We start from the raw sequence: 20,015 nt of genomic DNA on the forward strand, positions 1-20,015 counted from the left end.
ACTGGGTTAAAAATGTGTTGGGAATGGACTGAATCTTAGAGAACACATATCAAACACTTATGTCAGCAAAATACCGTTATCAACTTCCTGAACGCCGCGGTGATAGCCGCTCTCTGGGCCATTTGACCGGCGCAGCCTGTGCCGTTGAATGTGCCGCAATCATTGAACGTCACTCAGGGCCAATACTGCTGGTGACCAAAGATATGCAGAATGCCCTGCGATTGCGTGATGAAATTCAACAGTTCACCCACGCCCCCATCAATACTATGTCAGATTGGGAAACTCTGCCCTACGACAGTTTTTCTCCTCACCAAGAAATCATCTCCAACCGCCTGTCCACGCTTTATCATTTACCCTTTATGACGAAAGGGGCATTAATCCTTCCCGTTAATACCCTGATGCAACGTGTCTGCCCACACGATTATCTCAAGGGTCATGCGCTGGTTATGCACAAAGGGCAGCGTCTTTCACGTGATAAACTGCGGGCAGAGCTAGAACAGGCGGGTTATCGTCGCGTTGAACAGGTACTGGAACATGGCGAGTTTGCCACGCGCGGCGCTTTGTTTGATCTCTTCCCGATGGGCAGTGAACACCCTTACCGCATCGATTTTTTTGATGATGAGATCGACAGCCTGCGTACTTTTGATGTGGATAGCCAGCGTACCTTGGCCGAAGTGGAAAAAATCAGTTTATTGCCGGCACATGAATTCCCAACCGACCAAGAGGCGATTGAGCTGTTTCGCAGCCAATGGCGTGAACAGTTTGAAGTCCGTCGTGATGCTGAACATGTTTATCAGCAAGTCAGTAAAAAAATGCTGCCGGCGGGCATTGAGTATTGGCAACCGTTGTTTTTTGAACAACCTTTGCCTGCCATCTTTGACTATTTGCCCGAAAATACCCTGTTAATTACCCAGAATTTGACCCATGCTGCGGAACGTTTCTGGCAAGATGCGAAACAACGCTTTGAGAGCCGCAAAGTTGACCCCATGCGCCCGTTGCTCGCGCCTGAACAGTTATGGTTGCCGGTCAATAAGCTATTTTCAGAACTGAAAAACTGGCCCCGCATTGAAGTCGATAACGATCCCCTGCCGCAAAAAGCAAAGAATACCAACCTTGCCTATCATCCGCTGCCTGATTTATCGGTTGCGGCACAACAGAAAGCCCCATTGGATAAATTACGCCGTTTCATGGAGCAATTCAGCGACGGAGGCAAAATCGTATTTTCAGTGGAAAGTGAGGGACGCCGGGAATCCGTACAGGAATTACTATCCCGCATCAAAATCAATCCGATAAAAATAAACCAGCTCACTGACGCCGACAGCCCCGGCCATTATTTGATGGTTGGCGCCGCAGAGCACGGTTTTGTTGATGAAGACCACCATCTCGCGTTGATTTGTGAAAGTGACATGCTTGGCGAACGGGTCAGCCGCCGCCGTCAAGATAATCGGCGAACCATCAATACCGATACCCTTATCCGCAATCTCGCTGAATTACGGCACGGACAGCCGGTGGTTCACCTTGAGCATGGTGTTGGGCGTTATCAGGGGTTAATCACGTTAGAAGCGGGTGGCATTAAGGCCGAGTATCTTATCCTGACTTATGCCGGAGAAGATAAATTATATGTGCCTGTCTCTTCCCTTCATCTCATCAGCCGTTATGCAGGTGGTGCTGAGGAGAGTGCCCCGTTGCATAAATTGGGCGGGGAGGCCTGGAGCAAAGCCCGCCAGAAAGCGGCTGAAAAGGTGCGGGATGTTGCCGCCGAGCTGTTGGATGTTTACGCACAACGTGCCGTTAAACCCGGTTTTGCTTTCGCAAACGATCGCGAACAATACCAACTGTTTTGCCAAAGTTTTCCCTTTGATACGACGCCCGATCAAGAACAAGCCATCAATGCGGTACTTGACGATATGTGCGAACCGATTGCCATGGACAGGCTGGTATGTGGCGATGTCGGCTTTGGGAAAACAGAAGTGGCGATGCGCGCGGCATTCCTGTCCATTATCAACAATAAGCAAGTGGCTGTCTTGGTGCCGACCACCTTATTGGCCCAACAGCATTACGATAATTTCCGCGATCGCTTTGCCAATTGGCCGGTGCATATTGAAGTGATGTCACGCTTTCGTAGTGCCAAAGAACAGCAGCAAGTCATTGATATGGCAGCGGAAGGTAAAGTAGATATCATTATTGGTACTCATAAACTCCTGCAAAGTGATCTGCGCTGGAAAGATCTCGGTTTGTTGATCGTTGATGAAGAGCATCGTTTCGGGGTTCGGCATAAAGAGCGGATTAAATCGATTCGGGCAGATGTTGATGTTCTGACCCTGACAGCAACCCCAATCCCACGTACCCTCAATATGGCAATGAGTGGGATGCGCGATCTCTCCATTATCGCCACGCCCCCTGCCCGTCGTCTGGCGGTGAAAACGTTTGTGCGTGAATATGATAGCCTCGTGGTGCGCGAATCTATCCTGCGCGAAATTTTGCGCGGCGGCCAAGTTTACTATCTGTATAACGATGTTGAAAATATCGAAAAAGCCAAAGCCCGGCTGGAAGAGTTAGTTCCCGAAGCCCGAATTGTGGTAGGGCACGGGCAAATGCGCGAGCGCGATTTGGAACGCGTGATGACCGATTTTCATCATCAGCGTTTTAATGTGTTGGTGTGTACCACGATTATCGAAACCGGTATCGATATCCCCAGCGCCAATACCATCATCATTGAACGTGCCGATCATTTTGGTTTAGCCCAATTACACCAATTACGTGGGCGTGTCGGGCGTTCCCACCACCAAGCCTATGCTTATTTGCTGACGCCACACCCAAAAGCCATGACCAGCGACGCGAAAAAACGGCTGGAGGCTATTGCCTCTCTCGAAGATCTGGGCGCGGGTTTTGCCTTGGCGACTCACGATTTGGAAATTCGCGGAGCCGGCGAATTATTGGGTGAAGACCAAAGCGGACAGATGGCCAGTATCGGTTTTACGCTCTATATGGAATTATTGGAAAGTGCGGTTGATGCGTTAAAGGAGGGACGGGAACCTTCACTCGAAGATCTCACCAACAACCAGACCGAGATAGAACTGCGTATGCCTGTGCTTTTGCCTGATGACTATATTCCGGATGTCAACATGCGCTTATCGTTCTATAAACGCATCGCCAGCGCACAGGATAATAGCGAACTGGATGAGCTAAAAGTGGAACTTATTGACCGATTTGGCGCTCTGCCTGATCCGGGACGCCAACTGTTGCAATCTGCTGCTATTCGCCTGATCGCCCAACAACTCGGTATCAAGCGCATTGAAGCGTATGAAAAAGGCGGTTTTATTGAGTTTGGCAGTCACAATAAAGTCGATCCGAATTATCTTATTAGCTTGTTACAAACGCAGCCTAATGTTTACCGATTAGATGGCCCCTTTAAATTAAAATTTATGACTGAATTAACCGAGCGGGCTTCCCGTTTATCTTTTATTCAACAATTATTAGAAAACTTCGTTCAGCACAAAAGTGATACCTAACTGATATCAATAGTCACTTGAACGATGAAAAAGTGATGCCACGGTTGTATTAGTAAAAGAAAATCATTGTTGTGAATATGATTTCAGAACTAATTGGCCTTTTGTATTTAACGGGATAGTGTCATCGGGTTTGTACTCTATCCTGATTTTTCCTGGTTGCTCTCCAATGACATAATTGACGTCATACGCGACAATACGTGGTTTCTTAAAATTAAATTCTGTGCAATTTTTTAACACTGAATGGGTTAAAGCAGGATATTCCCTATTTGCTTTCAAGTGTTCAAGAAGGGTTAAAATACGATATTGATATGCAGTTAAATGATTGCCTGCAATAGTTTTTACTGTAGCAGGAATGGGAAATGCCACAATAGGGCAATAGGATTGACGAAAAACAACCGTTGATCTGATCGGGTCTGAAGATAATACGTGTGCAACGCTAGGGCGTGGAGATTCAAAATAAAACGTTGCGGCTACACCAATGATGGCAATAGTAATGATAGTCATTATAGCACCAATTACATACTGTCTTATCGTTAGTTTAACCACATAACACCTTGATATATTTTATAATTTTACACGGAATTTAATTAAAATAATATTTCCCCATTATATGAATTAAGCTAAAAATGCGCTAAATTCATTTTTGAGAAAAATCCTATTTCATTAATTCAGTAAATTCATTGAGCATATAGCCATTTATTATTGTGAATAATTTCAGGATTGACTTTTCGAAAAAACATTTTCTATACCTGTTTCATTCAGACTTAGTACATGAAAACTTAGTCACTGTCATACTAAAAACGGTCAAATAAAAAGTACATACAACATAAAAGATATATATCATTCCTAATATCTCTAATCCTACAGACTGAAAAAAATTGTGATACCAGGGTAACCTGACTAAATCGCGCCTTATTATAACGATTAATTAAATTTACTAATAAATTATTAGATTATCTATTGAGTCGGTATACATCACTAAATCAATTGAATGTATTTTGTATCCCATATCAATATAATCACAGGCCATTATTTAATAAAATATCACAGATAACAATAATGAATTAATTAAGATGAGATCTGTATTTAATTTAAATACGCCTTTATTCATTATAATAAACAACTGAAGTAAATTTGGAGAAGAATAATTATGGTATGTATAATAATAAATATAATGGCAGGTCAATGGCTCACCTCAATTAATTACTTTAAGATGAGCCATTTTTTCGCTAATTAATGCAACTTCAAGCGTGGACGAATAACGCGGTTAATGCCTCCAACCAGCATCATCAAGCCGGTTTTAATGTATCCATGCAAAGCGACCTGATGCATACGATACAAAGAGATGTAAACTATACGAGCAATACGACCTTCAACCATCATTGAACCACGCATCAAGTTCCCCATCAGGCTACCAACCGTACTGAACTTGGATAATGAAACCAATGAACCATGATCTTTATAAACATACTCTTTCAATGGTTTTTCATTTAACAATGCCAGGATATTATCATAGCAACGGCTTGCCATCTGATGAGCGGACTGGGCACGCGGAGGAACAAAACCACCCTCTTTTTTCGGGCAGGATGCACAATCCCCAATGGCAAAAACATGATCATCCAGTGTGGTTTGCAGAGTCGGCTTCACCACCAATTGGTTGATACGGTTTGTTTCCAATCCACCAATCTCTTTCATAAAGTCAGGTGCTTTGATTCCCGCTGCCCAAACCATCAGGGACGCTTTAATCTGTTCGCCGTCTTTGGTATTCAGCCCGTGCTCATCGGCACTGGTTACCATGGTTTTGGTTAATACCTTAACGCCCAGTTTAGTCAACTCCTGATGAGCCGCACTGGAAATACGTGTCGGCAATGCAGGCAGAATACGCTCTCCCGCTTCAACCAAAGTCACATTCAAGGCATCTGAATTCAGGCTCTCAAAGCCATAACTGTTCAGTTGCTTAACGGCATTATAGAGTTCTGCGGAAAGCTCTACGCCAGTCGCACCACCACCAACAATCGCGATATTCACTTTTTCTTCTGCACATTGATTAGCAGAATATTTCAGGAACAGGTTTAACATCTCATTGTGGAAACGATGTGCCTGTTGCGGGTTATCAAGGAAAATACAATTATCCTTCACACCCGCGGTGCCAAAATCGTTAGATTGGCTGCCCAAAGCCATGACAAGAATGTCGTAAGCCAGTTCACGCTCTGGCACCAACAAATCGCTGTCTTCATCACGGATCTCAGCCAGCGTAATTTTTTTCTCTTCACGATGGATATTCGTGAGTGTACCCTGCTGGAAATTGAAATAATGGTTACTTGCATGAGCTAAATAACTCAACGCATCAACGCCATCATCAAGAGAACCCGTTGCGACTTCATGCAATAGTGGTTTCCATAAATGGCTGTTGTTACGATCCACCAAAGTAATTTCGGCTTTCTTGTTACGCCCTAATTTATGCCCCAAACGCGTTGCCAGCTCCAAACCACCAGCGCCCCCACCAATGATGACAATTCTTGTCTTTGGCGTTGTCATGACTACCCCACTGAAAATACACCTAATGTTATGTAAAGCGTTAAACGGCTTTCTTTGTATAAAGCTTGTATAAAAAGCTTGAGTAACAACCTTGAATAACGGCCTTAAATAACTTCAGGCTAAACAAATTTCATATCGAAAATATCATCAGAATATCATGGCCGGTCAGTTGGTCATACCAAAAATAACCTCAATTAAATTCTTTTGATTAATTAGACATCAATCACAAAAATCGCATACTGGTTTTCAATAAATTAGAGGTAAATCAGATTTATTAATCCCTGATATTTACTCCTCGCGCCGCGAGGAGTAAGCAAATCTTATTAAGACAACTAGACAACTTTACCTAATCCAATATCTTAAGGCTGTTCACAGCTTAACCATTTTTCGCACAAATCATGTAATGCCTGATTCGCCTTTTGCCAACGTGCAGATTTCTGTAATTCTTCCAAACTGAACTGTTTTCCTTGATGGTATAACCGCTTGACTTTGGGTGAATCAATCAGCGGAAGGTTATCCAGCACGCTGACCGCGCCTTCCCGATGGTTGCACACCAAAATCATGTCACAGCCGGCATCCAGTGAGGCTTTCGCCCGTTCAGCATAACTGCCCATCACCGCTGCACCTTCCATCGATAAATCATCGGAAAAAATAACGCCTTCAAAGCCTAATTGCTCTCGAAGTATGGATTTCAACCAATAGGGTGAGCCACTGGCAGGGCGGTGATCTACCTGAGGATAAATAACATGGGCAGGCATAATGGCATCCAGCAAATTACGCTGGATGAAATCGCGGAAAATCACCATATCATGGCAGTTAATGGCATCCAGGGAACGGTTATCCCTTGGCGTTTCTTTATGGGAATCCGCCGTCACTGCCCCATGTCCCGGAAAATGTTTCCCCGTCGAGCGCATACCCGCAGAATGCATGCCCTTGATAAATTTTTCTGCCATCACCATCGCAGGTTCAGGCTCTTCATGGAATGAACGTTCACCAATTGCGGTGCATTTATGCCCCAAATCCAATACCGGCGCAAAGCTGATATCGATATCCATGGCGATCATTTCCGAAGCCATCAGCCAACCCGACTCTTCTGCCAGATGGGCTCCCATACGCATGTCATGGACACCAGCAAAAGATTGTGCGGCGGGTAAACGCGTAAATCCCTCGTGAAAACGCTGAACACGCCCGCCTTCTTGATCAACCGCAATCACCAGACGGTGGCGGGAAGCGGCGCGAATTTGGCGAACTAATTCACGTAACTGCTGTGTATCGTGGAAGTTGCGGGTAAACAAAATTAAACCACCCACTAAGGGATGCTGTAGAATTTCGCGCTCTTCGTTATCCAGTTCATAGCCAACAACATCTAACATTACTGGCCCCATAGCCTTCCTCACTTCTGTTTATTGATTGCCATTTTATTCATTACGGCAGTTTAAAAGCCTGACGCAAAGGATGCGCCAGCAATAAAAATTGTTGTTCTTTTGTCTGCTGCCAGCGCACTTCATACCACATCAGCATCATATAACTGACCCACGGCTCCCATCGCTGAATTTGTCGCTGCAATAGTGGGAGATGTGAATAGCCTGATGTCTGGGTACAATAATAATTCAGAAACGTTTTTTGCTGCATCTCATCCCATTGATTTCCCTTGAACAGTACAGCCAGTGATAAGCCGATATCGACATCCGCAGCATACTCCCAATCAATTAATTTTAGCCCTTCTTCGGTCATTAACAGATTATCGGGGTGAACATCCATGTGCGCCGGAGCGACCTTTAACGCAGTAGGCATTCTGGTTGCCATAAAAAATTTATGCAGGCGAAGCCAACGAGGAGACAGGCGTTTTCTGTCAATCTGCTGCCACTGAAAGGCCATTTGTTTTTTTAATTGCAGGGGATAACCCAATAGTGGACGGCTATGAAGAATAGCCAGTGTTTGAGCCAGTGATTGCTGCAAAGCGGGCTGACCCAATGTACCCGGTTTCACTGTTGTGCCGGTGAGCCACTCAAGCAATAACCAGATTCCGTGCATGGCGATAACCTTGGGCGCAATGCCTGTGGAAGATAACCGACGCAAGATCTGATTTTCTCGTTGACGATCCACGCCGAGCGTTTCACCCTGCGATGTTGGTGTGCGTCCAACCATCTGACGCACATCATTCGTAATATCATTATGGGTAATATCATTATAGGTAATAAAGTAACTTCCCTGTGTCAGACCCGTTAATGGCCTGATTTCCCAAGATCCTGCCGGAATACCAGGCCACAACTGACACAATACTCTGAGCAAAGCGTTATCGTTAGTTAACGTCGCCACGGCCTGACCAGAGTATCTCGCCAGTTTTAACCAGCATTAACTGCATTTCCAGATCACGCTGCCCCTGATTATTGGCGACGACGGAATAGAGAACGTAATCGGCATTTAAATAACGGGCCAAGCCAATAGATTTACTGCGCAACCCCAAGCTATCTTCCGCGGATAAACCCAGTGCCTGTCTGGCAACATGAACTTGGGATTTCGGTACAACCTGAAAAGCCTGTTTATTACTGATTGCACTCATGAGCGCATCAGTAGCTTTCAGGGTGCGCAATGAACCATTCGTGTTGTTCTTAACAGAATCAACAAGCAGCACTTTTCCCGCTTCCACACCATGAGCATTAACCATCTGATCAACTAATGGCTGAACAATACTCTGCCAATCAATAGACTGAATTTTAGGCGGTTGGGGTACTTTTTCTGATGGCCTTACCGACGGCTCCGGTTTTTTCTCTGGCTCCGCCGGTGTAACAGGAGCAGGCTGCTGAATTTCTGGCGCTACACAGCTCGCCAGCAATATTGCTGATAACATAACAAAGAGAATTCTTTTCATTAATAATCGACTCCAGTTACATCGCTACCTTGTACCGATACTCATAAGTTAAGTTATTCTGCCGGTTTATTATTTTGCTAATAGCGGCCCCAATGGACGGCCACCCACCAAATGCATGTGGATATGGAAGACTTCCTGTCCTGAATGATGATTACAGTTCATGATCAAACGGTAGCCATCTTCTGCAATGCCTTCTTCTTTCGCAATTTTAGCGGCTACGGTAAACAGACGCCCCAAAGCAAGCTCATGATCAGCGGTCACATCATTCACCGTTGGAATCAAGACATTAGGGATGATCAAAACATGGGTGGGTGCCTGAGGGGAAATATCGCGGAATGCGGTGACCAAATCATCCTGATAAATAATATCAGAAGGAATTTCCCGGCGGATGATTTTACTAAAAATCGTTTCTTCAGCCATCTTACTTCTCCTTTTGGTTGTGATACCTAAAAATAACGTGTGATAGGGTTAACTTAGTTTGCGTTAATATCGATATGAAACAGTTCACAAAAATTTCTTGTCGTCACCGCCGCCAGTTCATCAATGCTGACCCCTTTCAATACAGCCATATATTCAGCCACATCACGGACATAAGCCGGCTGATTCTGTTTACCACGATGGGGAACCGGTGCCAGATAAGGTGAGTCAGTTTCTACCAGTATGCGATCCAGTGGCACAAATTTTGCCGCTTCGCGGATCTGTTCAGCATTACGAAAAGTGACAATGCCGGAAAAAGAGATATAAAAACCCAGATCCAATAAAGCTCTTGCCGTCTCTTTATCTTCAGTGAAACAGTGCAACACGCCACCACAATCCTGGACTTTTTCTTCCCGCAAAACCATCAACGTATCGTCTCTTGCTTCACGGGTATGCACAATCACTGGTTTATTGAGTTCACGGCCAATGCGAATATGTTCACGAAATGCAGTTCTCTGGAGCTCAGCATTCTCTTTCTGATAATAATAATCCAGTCCCGTTTCCCCCATGGCGACAACATCTTCATCCGCTGCCAGACGGGCAAGCTCTTCGAAATCGTAGCCTTCATCCAAATTCAATGGGTGGATACCGCAGGAATAGGCGACATTTTCCCGCTTACCAATCAAATTCTTCATTTGCCGGAAACCAGGCAATGTGGTTGCTACGGCTAACAGATATTTCACGTCCCGCTCGGCCGCTTTCGCCACAACATCATCGACACTTTTGTGCAGTGTTTCATAATCAAGGCAATCGAGATGACAATGCGAATCAACTAAAAACATAATATGCTCGTATCTAAATAAGTGACTGGGCAGGACAAAGCTGCCTTTCCCAATTGAGTAATTGTTCCGTTAGCAACAATTCCCGATTGACGCCCACCACAGAGAATAATTGATGACGACAATGTACCCAATCATCAACGGAATTTAATAATGTTTCCACACTTTGGCTGGAAGCCAGATAATGAATCAACACTTGTTGATCTTGGTTAACACAGTAATTCTGTGCCTGCCGCCGCCATTTCACTGCATCGGACAATAAACTGATCAACCAATGCAAAGATTGCTGTACATCATCACGATTTAGCAATGGCAAAAGTGACAGGGTATCACATTTACGTAATGCCTGTTCAATCGCTTGGCAAAACGTGTTTCTCTGCTGCCATTTTTCAGTCTGGAGCAATTGTTCTGCTGCCAGTGGCGCACCTTGAGAGAGTTTTAATGCGGTTTGTGCATCCAACGAGGCGATCGCGGGAAGCTGTTTTTGTAGCCAATAAAGCCCGACTGAAAATTCAGGCACGGGAATAAAATAGTAAAAACAGCGGCTGCGTAGTGTTGCCAGCAAATTGACCGGACTCTGGCACTGCAACAGAAAGTAGGTGTTTTTTGGGGGTTCTTCCAGGGTCTTCAACAAGGCATTAGAAGCCGCATCAGTCAGGGATTCTGCGGAGGTGATCCAAGCAATTTTGGCGCCTCCCTGCTGAGAATATTCATAGAGCTTCTCACTGAGCTGGCGTACTGCGTCTACCCCTATGGTATTTTTGCCCTTCTCAGGGGAAAGGACGTGCCAGTCAGAGTGCGTTTCCGCCAACATTAAATGGCAGCCGTGGCATTTGCCACAGCTTTTCGTCCCCTGTTTATTCTGGCACATTAACCAGCGACTCAAGCCATACAATAAAGCATCGGCTCCCATTCCCGTATGAGCATGAAACAAAATAGCATGATGCCCACGTCCCTGTTGATGGAGTTCAACTAATTGACGATACGGATGATTGAGCCACGGATACCAGTTCATGCCTGAATTTCCTGTTCTTTTGACCCATGTTGTTTTAACCAATCAAGTAGGGTATGGCGAATATCATCCTGCACTTTTTCCAGAGGTTGAGTTGCATCAATCTGTTTGATACTGCCATCTTTCGCCACCAGTTCAAGATACCTTGCACGGGTACGGTGGAAGAAGTCCAAAGACTCTTTTTCAATCCGATCCAATTCACCGCGCTCGAGAGCGCGTTGTAAGCCGATTTCCGGCGGTAAATCAAGATAGAGCGTTAAATCCGGATAAAAATCACCCAATGCAGCTTCACGTAATGACGCCATCAAGTGCTGATCGATACCCCTGCCTCCTCCCTGATAGGCCTGAGAAGAGAGATCATGGCGATCACCCACAACCCAAGTTCCCTTTGACAAGGCTGGCTTGATAATATTTTCCACCAATTGGACTCTGGCAGCATATAACATCAGTAGCTCAGCTTTATCTGTCAGTGATTCTCCTTTAACGTCTTGTTTAATCAGCTCACGTAATTTTTCTGCCAACGGCGTTCCGCCGGGTTCACGGGTCAGTACCACATCAGCAATCCCAGACTGTTTCAAGGTTTCAACCACTGTTTGGATTGCTGTTGTTTTTCCCGCGCCCTCAAGCCCTTCAATTACAATAAATTTGCTGTTCATTTATCCTGTTTTAACCTTTGGCGATAAAAACTGACTGCTTTATTATGTTCTGTCAGATTGGTGGTGAATGTATGGCCCCCATCACCATTGGCGACAAAATATAAGTATTGTGTCACAGCGGGGTGCGCTGCTGCCTTAATTGAAGCCAAACCCGGCATAGCGATGGGGGTAGGTGGTAATCCATCAATCATATAAGTGTTGTAGGCGGTGAATGTGTTAAGGTTGCTGCGGAAAATTGTTCCCGTATATTTATCACCCAATCCATAAATCACCGTCGGATCAGTTTGCAATCTCATCTTTAACCGTAGACGATTGACGAATACAGAGGCAACTTTGGTGCGTTCAGACTCAATTGCTGTCTCTTTTTCAATGATAGAGGCCATGATCAACATTTCATAGGCACTTTTATAAGGCAGGTTCTTCTCCCGGTTTTCCCACGCCTGCCCGACTACCATTTTCATTTTGTCATGGGCTCGTTTGAGTAATTCCAGGTCACTTGTGCCTGCGGTATACAGGTAGGTATCAGGATAAAACCAACCTTCCAGTGACTCTCCCTCTTTCATCCCTAAAATATCAAGCAGCGCTTTCGGCGTTTTGCTTTCTGTTTCATGCTTTAAATAGGGCGCATTCTGCAATGTTTTTGACCAATCAGAAAGACGACTACCTTCCACAAAGCGAATGGCAAACTGAGCTTCTTTGCCACTGGCAAACAGTTGCAGGACAGCCCTTAAGGACATGCCTTTCTGCAAGCGGTAAGTTCCGGCCTTAAACTTCGCCAGTTCCGGTTCAAGGCGAAATAACCATGACAGTAATTGGTTATCTTCAATTAATTTATGCTGAGTCAGTAAGACTTCCAGCCCAGCGCGTCCCGTTCCCGCCGGCACAGTAAATATAAGTTCTTGGCTAAGATGAATATCTTGATCAGCAAAGTTTTCTATTTTCTTCATAAAAGAAAAAAATAGGATCACAGCAATCGCGATAATCAATCCGGGCAGGATAAAAATGCGCTTTTTTAGTTTCATTCGATCATCACTTTATTTGTGCTTCTGAATACTCACTAAGGTTTCAAACATTCAGGTAATAAATATTCACACAATTCTCTTGATTGATATTCCCACACAGATTGGTTTTTATGCGCTTGAATTTGATTTACTGGCATCACTGGCATTAAGGAATTACAAATAAACACTTCATCTGCATGAGCCAGAACCTCAGGATAGCGCATGACACATGATAAGTGATAATCACTTTCCGCCAACAATCCGATTATTTTGTGTCGCATGACACCTTCGACACCACACTGACTGAGATCTGGCGTATAAACATTTTTTCCTTTTCGCCAGAAAATATTGGCAGTACAGCATTCAGCCAATAGGCCATTACTATCGAGTACCAGAGCTTCATCGACTTTGGTTTGGTCAATGAACCGTTTGATCAGAACCTGCTCCAAACGATTTAAGTGTTTAATGCCCGCCAGATAGGGATTAATTCCCATCGAAATAGGACTTAGGGACAATGAAACCCCTTTTTGACGCTGAGTAATATACCGTTCAGGATACGAACTTAAAGATACGATCTGTGTCGGCTCAATCGTATCATCAAAACTGTAGCCACGACCTCCCGCACCTCTGGAAAGAATGACTTTCAACACACCCAATTCACACCCTTTCGCTACCTGCTTAATGTGAGTCTCAAGTTGAGGCCAATCCCGTGTTGGCATAAAGAGTTTCTCAACACCTCTCTGTAACCGCTTTATGTGCAAAGGTAGCAAGGCGGGTAACCCCTGCTCAACTCTTATTGTGGTAAAACAGCCGTCACCAAATTGTACAGCACGATCATTAACAGGTAAGTCATCGCACTGATGACCATTAATCCAATACGTCATGTTAGTTTCCCCAATTTTTGATAAAAAAGCCCCAACAAATGTTGAGGCTTTTTATAAACATAAAGTGAGTTTAGATCTTGCGGAAAATCAATGACCCATTGGTGCCACCGAAACCAAAAGAGTTACACAGTGCGTATTCCATTCCTTCAACTTTACGTGCTTTACCTGGAACTAAATCGAAACGACAATTCTCATCTTGATTCTCCAAGTTAATGGTTGGAGGAACAATCTGATCACGCAGAGAAAGGATCGTGAAAATAGATTCAACTGCTCCTGCTGCTCCCAACAAGTGGCCTGTCATTGACTTGGTTGAACTCACCAATACCTTAGTGCCCTCACCAAAAACATACTCCACTGCACGAGCTTCTGCAATATCGCCAACGGGTGTTGAAGTACCATGAGCATTGATATATCCCACTTGCTCTGGTGAGATTCCCGCATCTTTTAGGGCATTTTGCATTGCTAAAGCAGCACCTGCGCCATCTTCAGGCGGTGATGTCATATGGTAAGCATCGCTGCTCATGCCAAAGCCAACCACTTCCGCATAGATTTTTGCGCCACGTCTTTTCGCGTGTTCATACTCTTCAAGTACAACAACACCTGCACCATCGCCCAGCACAAAACCATCACGATCTTTATCCCAAGGACGACTTGCAGCTTGCGGATCATCATTACGGGTTGATAATGCACGTGCAGCCCCGAATCCGGCAACCCCAAACTCAGTACTCGCTTTTTCTGCCCCACCAGCCAGCATAATGTCAGCGTCATTATAGGCAATGATGCGAGCGGCATGGCCGATATTGTGTACACCAGAAGTACAGGCTGTTGCAATGGAAATGCTCGGACCACGCAAACCATAGAGGATGCTCAAATGGCCTGCCACCATATTAATAATGGTTGAAGGTACAAAGAATGGGCTGACCTTGCGAGGCCCTGCCGATAATAATGTACTGTGATTTTCTTCAATCAGACCCAAGCCACCAATACCAGAACCAATAGCAGCACCAAAGCGGCTAGCATTGGCTTCTGTTACTTCGATTCCTGCGTCTTCAATAGCTTGTTTGCCCGCAGCAATACCATATTGAATGAAGAGATCCATCTTCCGTGCTTCTTTGCGCGAAATATTGAAGTCTTCATGATTAAAATTCTTCACCACACCTGCAAACTTAGTTGCATGGTTCGCGGTGTCAAAATGTTCGATAAGGCCGATACCACTCTGTCCGGCACACACAGCGTTCCAGGAAGACTCTACTGTATTGCCGACAGGAGATAACATGCCTAGTCCGGTCACGACTACTCGACGCTTAGACACGGTTATCCTCCAGGGAGGGAAAAAATTTAGGACGAAAAACATAGGCGGTCGAATGACCGCCTAGGTATGTGTGCTTATTTACCTGCGTTTTCAACGTAGTCAATAGCAGCCTGAACTGTAGTGATTTTTTCAGCTTCTTCGTCTGGGATCTCGATATCGAACTCTTCTTCCAGAGCCATTACCAGTTCAACTGTGTCAAGAGAATCAGCGCCCAAGTCATCAACAAATGAAGCTGTGTTCACAACTTCTTCCTCTTTAACACCCAGTTGTTCAACGATGATTTTCTTAACGCGTTCGTCGATAGTGCTCATACTATTAAATTTCCTATCAAAACTCGCTTCTGCGATGGTTTTCGTAGTTTATAAAATACAGGAAAAGATGCAACCAAATCCCGGCTGGTCGAACCACAATCTGCTTTTTTTGCACAAAAAACACATCAAAAACAGGGGGTTCGCTCATTTTTAGATCATGTACATGCCACCATTGACATGTAATGTTTCACCCGTGATGTAAGCGGCCTCGTCAGAAGCAAGAAACGCTACAGCACTGGCAATTTCTTTTGCATCACCAAGACGATTGGCAGGTATTCCAGCAGCAATGCCCGCACGTTGTTCGTCTGTCAACGCTCTGGTCATATCCGTTTCGATAAAACCCGGTGCAACAACGTTGACAGTGATGCCACGGGAAGCGACTTCACGAGCCAATGATTTACTAAAACCAATAACTCCTGCTTTCGCTGCCGTGTAATTCGCCTGCCCTGCATTTCCCATCGTTCCAACAACAGAGCCGATGGAAATAATACGTCCATAACGTTTTTTCATCATAGAACGCATTACTGCTTTTGACAGACGAAAAATCGAAGAAAGATTCGTGTCAATAATATCTTGCCACTCGTCATCTTTCATGCGCATCAACAAGTTATCACGAGTGATGCCTGCATTATTAACTAAAATGTCTATTTCACCAAATTCAGCACGAATATTCGATAGTGCATTTTCAATGGATTCTGAATCTGTGACATTCAGTACAAAACCTTTGCCTTTATCACCCAGGAAGGCACTGATCGCTTCAGCTCCCTTCTCACTGGTTGCAGTGCCAACAACACGCGCACCACGTTCAACCAATAATTCTGCAATCGCGCGACCTATGCCACGGCTGGCGCCAGTGACCAGTGCAATTTTTCCATCAAAGCTCATGTTTTCCTCAGTCATTTATTCAGAGCAACTGTGAGTGATGATACATCATTTACTGCGACAGCACTTAAAGTATCAACAATACGTTTCGTTAGCCCGGTGAGTACCTTACCTGGTCCGATCTCTAACAGTTGTTCAATTCCCTGTTCAGCAATATATTCCACTGATTCTGTCCAACGAACCGGATTATACAACTGACGAACCAAGGCGTCTCGAATAGCATCGGCAGATTCTTCTACTTTTACATCGACGTTATTCACGACAGGAAATTGTGGCTGATTAAACACAACTTTTTGCAGTGCGGCCGCCAATTGCTCGGCTGCGGACATCATCAGTGCGCAGTGCGAAGGCACACTGACAGATAACGGCAACGCGCGTTTGGCACCCGCGGCTTTACATGCCGCTCCCGCACGCTCTACCGCCTCTTTCTCACCTGCGATAACAACCTGCCCAGGTGAGTTAAAATTAACCGGTGAAACAATCTGACCTTGTGCTGACTCTTCACATGCCTTTGCAATGGATTCATTATCTAAACCAATAATGGCATACATTGCTCCCTGCCCTTCGGGGACAGCTTCCTGCATCAACTTCCCACGCAATTCAACCAGTTTAATGGCTTGCTGGAATTCAATCACCCCCGCACAGACCAGCGCAGAATATTCGCCAAGACTATGACCTGCCATGATGGAAGGAGCCTTGCCCCCTTTTTCCTGCCATACACGCCAAATTGCCACCGACGCTGCCAGCAGAGCAGGCTGAGTTTTCCAAGTCTTGTTCAGTTCTTCTACAGGCCCTTGCTGAACTAATGTCCATAAATCATATCCCAAAACCGCAGAGGCCTCTGCGAACGTCTGTTCAACCTGTGGAAATTCTGCGGCTAAATCAGCCAACATACCCAGAGATTGAGAACCTTGACCGGGAAACACCATTGCAAAATCAGACATGTTTATTTTCCTGTTGAATTAAAAACGTACCAGCGCTGAGCCCCAGGTAAAGCCACCGCCAAATGCTTCAAGTAAAATAAGTTGGCCGCGTTGGATTCTTCCATCGCGTACCGCTTCATCGAATGCTGTCGGAACCGATGCTGCCGAGGTGTTGCCATGACGATCCAGCGTCACAACCACTTTATCCATTGTCATATCTAATTTTTTGGCGGTTGCCGAAATAATACGCAAATTCGCCTGATGAGGGACGAGCCAATCAAGCTGAGAGTGAGGTATGTTATTGGCTTCTAATGTTTCCTCAACAATATTCGCTAATTCACGGACAGCCACTTTAAAGACTTCATTACCCGCCATCGTCACATATTCTGGTGTATCACACTTCACTCGGCTTTGATGAGGCAATGACAATAAATCACCATAACGCCCATCAGCATGAAGATGTGTGGATAGGATACCCGGTTCCTCTGACGCCCCGACAACCATAGCTCCCGCCCCATCGCCGAAAAGGATCACTGTACTGCGATCTTTAGGATCGACAACTCTTGAAATAATATCAGAACCGATCACCAGGGCATGTTTAGCTGCGCCTGTTTTAATAAATTTGTCTACCACGCTCAACGCGTAAGTAAAGCCAGCACAGGCGGCTGCAACATCAAAAGCGGCAACACCTGGAATCCCCAACAATTGCTGAATTTGGCAGGCCGCACTAGGGAAAGCGTGGGTTGAACTGGTTGTGGCGACAACGATTAAGTCAATTTGTGCTTTATCGATGCCAGCCATTTCAATCGCTTTTTCAGCCGCTTTGAAACCCAAAATGGCAACATTTTCATCTGCCGCAGCAATGCGGCGTTCACGAATGCCCGTCCGAGTGACAATCCACTCGTCAGACGTATCTACCATTTTTTCTAAATCTGCGTTAGTACGCACCTGCGCAGGCAAATAACTGCCCGTACCTAAGATCGTTGTATACATTTATGCTTATTCACTCTTGGGTAATACTGCATCCAGCCGGGCAGCGATTCTGTCAGGAACCTGCTTCTCTATAGCTTGAATGGCTTGATCAATTGCAGCCTTAAAAGCGCGTTCATTGGCGGCACCGTGACTTTTTATCACGATGCCGCGCAACCCTAATAACGTTGCCCCGTTATACTGGTCAGGGTTTAGATGGCCAAACCGCTTGGTTACCTGTCTTAGCAACCATTTTTTGAATATCTTCATCTTGAATAGTTTCATCAACCAAGATGATTTTTTCTGCTGACCATCCGGTGACTTTATCAGAGATAAAAACACCCTGATCGCACCTTCCATTGTCTTTAGCGTAACATTACCTGCGAAGCCGTCACATACGAGCACATCCGTTTTCCCCGTCAGTAACTCATTGCCTTCCACATACCCGATGTAATTAATCGCCGGGGCATTGCGCAAGGTTATAGCGGCTTCGCGGATATTATCCAGCCCCTTGGATTCCTCTTCCCCGATATTGAGTAGCGCAACACGTGGATTATCCACACCCGCAACATACTCTGCCATCACAGCACCCATAATCGCAAACTGAACTAACATGCTGCTATTACAATTAATGTTAGCGCCTAAATCTAATACAACGGTTTTCTGCTGTTTTAGATTAGGTATCACTGTCATTAATGCAGGCCGTTCAATGCCTTCAATGGATTTCAGCATCATTTTAGCCAATCCCATCAACGCACCGGTATTTCCCGCACTGACACAAGCCTGCGCTTCGCCGGACTTAACTAAGTCGAGTGCGATACGCATTGAAGTACCGTGACTGGAACGAATAGCCTGAGATGGCCTTGCATCGCTGGAAACGACATGTTCCGCAGGGACAATTTGCAAACGGCTAAGCAGCTCGGCATTTTGGTTTGCAAGCAGAGGAAAGATGGTTTCGGGATTACCGACCAACAATAGCTTCAATTGTGGATTAGATGCCAGTGCCTGCAATGCAGCAGGCACCGTGACGCGAGGACCAAAGTCCCCGCCCATAGCATCTAACGCTAAGGTTAGATTAGCCAAGATATCAACTTGCTAATGATTAGCTGAGATTACTTGTTGATTACCTTGCGGCCACGGTAGTAGCCATCAGCAGTCACGTGATGACGCAGGTGAGTTTCACCAGAAGTTTTGTCTACAGAGACAAGTGTTGCAGTCAGTGCGTCATGAGAACGACGCATACCACGCTTAGAACGAGTTGGTTTATTCTGTTGTACGGCCATTGACCTTACTCCTTAAGTACTTTTCTTTAAACTGGCTAATACGGCAAATGGGTTTGGTTTTTCTGCTTCAGGAGGCAGTACACCAAATACCATGTCCGCGTCGGACACTTCACAGTGTTCAGAATCATGTACCGGAATCACCGGCAGAGAGAGAATTATTTCATCTTCAATCATTGCCAGCAAATCTATTTCGCCAAATTCGTTAACGTTTATTGGCTCATACTCTTCCGGTAATGCCTCAGCCTGCTCATCATTGACGATCGGGCTAAAACAATACGTTGTGTGAACATGATGACTGAAATTACTGCCACAACGCTGGCACGCAAGCGTAACATCCACATCGGAATGCCCCTTTACAACTGCCAGACGCTGATTATCAATTTGAAATGATAATGAGCTATCTACATCACCATCCACACTGACCACAGATTCTGCAATACGAGAAACCTGCCCAGCAGAGTAGCTACCGTGGTAATCCAATCTTTTTTGGGCGGCTCGAAGCACATCAATGGTCAGGGGTAATTTTACCTTCTGCATAAGGCGCGCATATTATCTTTGTAATGAGACATAGTCAAAGAAAAAGGCCAAACATCTGCACCTTTCC

The 20,015-nt window shown here is 45.2% G+C and carries 20 protein-coding genes; 1 reads left to right on the forward strand and 19 read right to left on the reverse strand.

The features are described 5' to 3' along the window. The first annotated feature begins 59 nt into the window (after nt 1–59). Nucleotides 60–3,512 carry a transcription-repair coupling factor gene (gene mfd / locus XDD1_RS11465; RefSeq protein ID WP_045971281.1) on the forward strand — a complete coding sequence of 1,151 codons (3,453 nt, stop codon included), beginning with the start codon at nt 60–62 and terminating at the stop codon, nt 3,510–3,512. Between the two features lie 63 nt (nt 3,513–3,575). Here the strand turns inward: mfd and umoD are convergent, their stop codons facing one another. From umoD to yceD, 19 genes are all read right to left on the reverse strand, one after another. Beyond that, nucleotides 3,576–4,016 (reverse strand): UmoD family flagellar biogenesis regulator, encoded by a 441-nt coding sequence (gene umoD / locus XDD1_RS11470; protein ID WP_231854395.1) that lies wholly within the window; start codon nt 4,014–4,016, stop codon nt 3,576–3,578. Nucleotides 4,017–4,745: 729 nt separating this feature from the next. Further along, nucleotides 4,746–6,050: an NAD(P)/FAD-dependent oxidoreductase gene (locus XDD1_RS11475; RefSeq protein WP_045971285.1), complete on the reverse strand. Its 1,305-nt coding sequence runs from the start codon at nt 6,048–6,050 to the stop codon at nt 4,746–4,748. Nucleotides 6,051–6,409: 359 nt separating this feature from the next. Beyond that, nucleotides 6,410–7,435, reverse strand: coding sequence for a beta-N-acetylhexosaminidase (nagZ, locus tag XDD1_RS11480; protein WP_045971287.1), 1,026 nt, complete (start codon nt 7,433–7,435; stop codon nt 6,410–6,412). A gap of 40 nt (nt 7,436–7,475) precedes the next feature. After that, nucleotides 7,476–8,369 carry a phosphotransferase gene (locus XDD1_RS11485; RefSeq protein ID WP_052705692.1) on the reverse strand — a complete coding sequence of 298 codons (894 nt, stop codon included), beginning with the start codon at nt 8,367–8,369 and terminating at the stop codon, nt 7,476–7,478. After that, nucleotides 8,353–8,922, reverse strand: a complete 570-nt coding sequence (gene lpoB, locus XDD1_RS11490) for a penicillin-binding protein activator LpoB (protein ID WP_045971289.1) — start codon at nt 8,920–8,922, stop codon at nt 8,353–8,355. The genes XDD1_RS11485 and lpoB overlap by 17 nt, the downstream gene beginning before the upstream one ends. A gap of 69 nt (nt 8,923–8,991) precedes the next feature. Further along, a complete protein-coding gene (gene hinT, locus XDD1_RS11495) occupies nt 8,992–9,342 on the reverse strand; it encodes a purine nucleoside phosphoramidase (protein ID WP_045971291.1) in 351 nt (116 codons plus the stop codon). Nucleotides 9,343–9,395: 53 nt separating this feature from the next. Further along, entirely contained in the window at nt 9,396–10,181 is a 786-nt protein-coding gene (locus XDD1_RS11500; RefSeq protein ID WP_045971293.1) for a metal-dependent hydrolase, read from the reverse strand. 13 nt (nt 10,182–10,194) lie between these two features. Further along, entirely contained in the window at nt 10,195–11,193 is a 999-nt protein-coding gene (gene holB / locus XDD1_RS11505) for a DNA polymerase III subunit delta' (protein ID WP_045971295.1), read from the reverse strand. After that, a complete protein-coding gene (tmk, locus tag XDD1_RS11510) occupies nt 11,190–11,846 on the reverse strand; it encodes a dTMP kinase (RefSeq protein WP_045971297.1) in 657 nt (218 codons plus the stop codon). Before tmk ends, holB begins: the two co-directional genes overlap by 4 nt. Next, on the reverse strand, nt 11,843–12,868 hold the full coding sequence (mltG, locus tag XDD1_RS11515) for an endolytic transglycosylase MltG (RefSeq protein WP_045971299.1): 1,026 nt from the start codon (nt 12,866–12,868) through the stop codon (nt 11,843–11,845). Before mltG ends, tmk begins: the two co-directional genes overlap by 4 nt. A 35-nt stretch (nt 12,869–12,903) precedes the next feature. Then, nucleotides 12,904–13,731 carry an aminodeoxychorismate lyase gene (gene pabC, locus XDD1_RS11520; protein ID WP_045971301.1) on the reverse strand — a complete coding sequence of 276 codons (828 nt, stop codon included), beginning with the start codon at nt 13,729–13,731 and terminating at the stop codon, nt 12,904–12,906. A gap of 70 nt (nt 13,732–13,801) precedes the next feature. Then, nucleotides 13,802–15,043 (reverse strand): beta-ketoacyl-ACP synthase II, encoded by a 1,242-nt coding sequence (gene fabF / locus XDD1_RS11525; protein WP_045971304.1) that lies wholly within the window; start codon nt 15,041–15,043, stop codon nt 13,802–13,804. Between the two features lie 74 nt (nt 15,044–15,117). Continuing rightward, nucleotides 15,118–15,354 (reverse strand): acyl carrier protein, encoded by a 237-nt coding sequence (gene acpP, locus XDD1_RS11530; RefSeq protein WP_012989255.1) that lies wholly within the window; start codon nt 15,352–15,354, stop codon nt 15,118–15,120. Between the two features lie 150 nt (nt 15,355–15,504). Then, nucleotides 15,505–16,239, reverse strand: coding sequence for a 3-oxoacyl-ACP reductase FabG (fabG, locus tag XDD1_RS11535; protein WP_045973532.1), 735 nt, complete (start codon nt 16,237–16,239; stop codon nt 15,505–15,507). 11 nt (nt 16,240–16,250) lie between these two features. Further along, nucleotides 16,251–17,180, reverse strand: a complete 930-nt coding sequence (gene fabD, locus XDD1_RS11540) for an ACP S-malonyltransferase (protein ID WP_045971306.1) — start codon at nt 17,178–17,180, stop codon at nt 16,251–16,253. An 18-nt stretch (nt 17,181–17,198) separates the two neighbouring features. Continuing rightward, nucleotides 17,199–18,152 (reverse strand): beta-ketoacyl-ACP synthase III, encoded by a 954-nt coding sequence (locus XDD1_RS11545; RefSeq protein ID WP_045971308.1) that lies wholly within the window; start codon nt 18,150–18,152, stop codon nt 17,199–17,201. Nucleotides 18,153–18,158: 6 nt separating this feature from the next. After that, complete coding sequence (gene plsX / locus XDD1_RS11550; protein WP_071827269.1) at nt 18,159–19,211, reverse strand: phosphate acyltransferase PlsX; 1,053 nt, start codon at nt 19,209–19,211, stop codon at nt 18,159–18,161. Nucleotides 19,212–19,240: 29 nt separating this feature from the next. Then, nucleotides 19,241–19,411, reverse strand: coding sequence for a 50S ribosomal protein L32 (gene rpmF / locus XDD1_RS11555; protein ID WP_004253223.1), 171 nt, complete (start codon nt 19,409–19,411; stop codon nt 19,241–19,243). A gap of 12 nt (nt 19,412–19,423) precedes the next feature. Continuing rightward, nucleotides 19,424–19,948, reverse strand: a complete 525-nt coding sequence (yceD, locus tag XDD1_RS11560) for a 23S rRNA accumulation protein YceD (RefSeq protein ID WP_045971312.1) — start codon at nt 19,946–19,948, stop codon at nt 19,424–19,426. Between the last annotated feature and the right edge of the window lie 67 nt (nt 19,949–20,015).

Origin of the sequence: Xenorhabdus doucetiae (genome assembly GCF_000968195.1) — a bacterium.
GTDB lineage: Bacteria > Pseudomonadota > Gammaproteobacteria > Enterobacterales > Enterobacteriaceae > Xenorhabdus > Xenorhabdus doucetiae.

Bases quoted from the DNA above. Each gene is read 5' to 3' on its own strand.
- mfd (WP_045971281.1), top strand. From the start codon at position 60: ATGTCAGCAAAATACCGTTATCAACTTCCTGAACGCCGCGGTGATAGC.
- umoD (WP_231854395.1), bottom strand. From the start codon at position 4,016: ATGACTATCATTACTATTGCCATCATTGGTGTAGCCGCAACGTTTTAT.
- XDD1_RS11475 (WP_045971285.1), bottom strand. From the start codon at position 6,050: ATGACAACGCCAAAGACAAGAATTGTCATCATTGGTGGGGGCGCTGGT.
- nagZ (WP_045971287.1), bottom strand. From the start codon at position 7,435: ATGGGGCCAGTAATGTTAGATGTTGTTGGCTATGAACTGGATAACGAA.
- lpoB (WP_045971289.1), bottom strand. From the start codon at position 8,922: ATGAAAAGAATTCTCTTTGTTATGTTATCAGCAATATTGCTGGCGAGC.
- hinT (WP_045971291.1), bottom strand. From the start codon at position 9,342: ATGGCTGAAGAAACGATTTTTAGTAAAATCATCCGCCGGGAAATTCCT.
- XDD1_RS11500 (WP_045971293.1), bottom strand. From the start codon at position 10,181: ATGTTTTTAGTTGATTCGCATTGTCATCTCGATTGCCTTGATTATGAA.
- holB (WP_045971295.1), bottom strand. From the start codon at position 11,193: ATGAACTGGTATCCGTGGCTCAATCATCCGTATCGTCAATTAGTTGAA.
- tmk (WP_045971297.1), bottom strand. From the start codon at position 11,846: ATGAACAGCAAATTTATTGTAATTGAAGGGCTTGAGGGCGCGGGAAAA.
- mltG (WP_045971299.1), bottom strand. From the start codon at position 12,868: ATGAAACTAAAAAAGCGCATTTTTATCCTGCCCGGATTGATTATCGCG.
- pabC (WP_045971301.1), bottom strand. From the start codon at position 13,731: ATGACGTATTGGATTAATGGTCATCAGTGCGATGACTTACCTGTTAAT.
- acpP (WP_012989255.1), bottom strand. From the start codon at position 15,354: ATGAGCACTATCGACGAACGCGTTAAGAAAATCATCGTTGAACAACTG.
- fabG (WP_045973532.1), bottom strand. From the start codon at position 16,239: ATGAGCTTTGATGGAAAAATTGCACTGGTCACTGGCGCCAGCCGTGGC.
- fabD (WP_045971306.1), bottom strand. From the start codon at position 17,180: ATGTCTGATTTTGCAATGGTGTTTCCCGGTCAAGGTTCTCAATCTCTG.
- XDD1_RS11545 (WP_045971308.1), bottom strand. From the start codon at position 18,152: ATGTATACAACGATCTTAGGTACGGGCAGTTATTTGCCTGCGCAGGTG.
- rpmF (WP_004253223.1), bottom strand. From the start codon at position 19,411: ATGGCCGTACAACAGAATAAACCAACTCGTTCTAAGCGTGGTATGCGT.
- yceD (WP_045971312.1), bottom strand. From the start codon at position 19,948: ATGCAGAAGGTAAAATTACCCCTGACCATTGATGTGCTTCGAGCCGCC.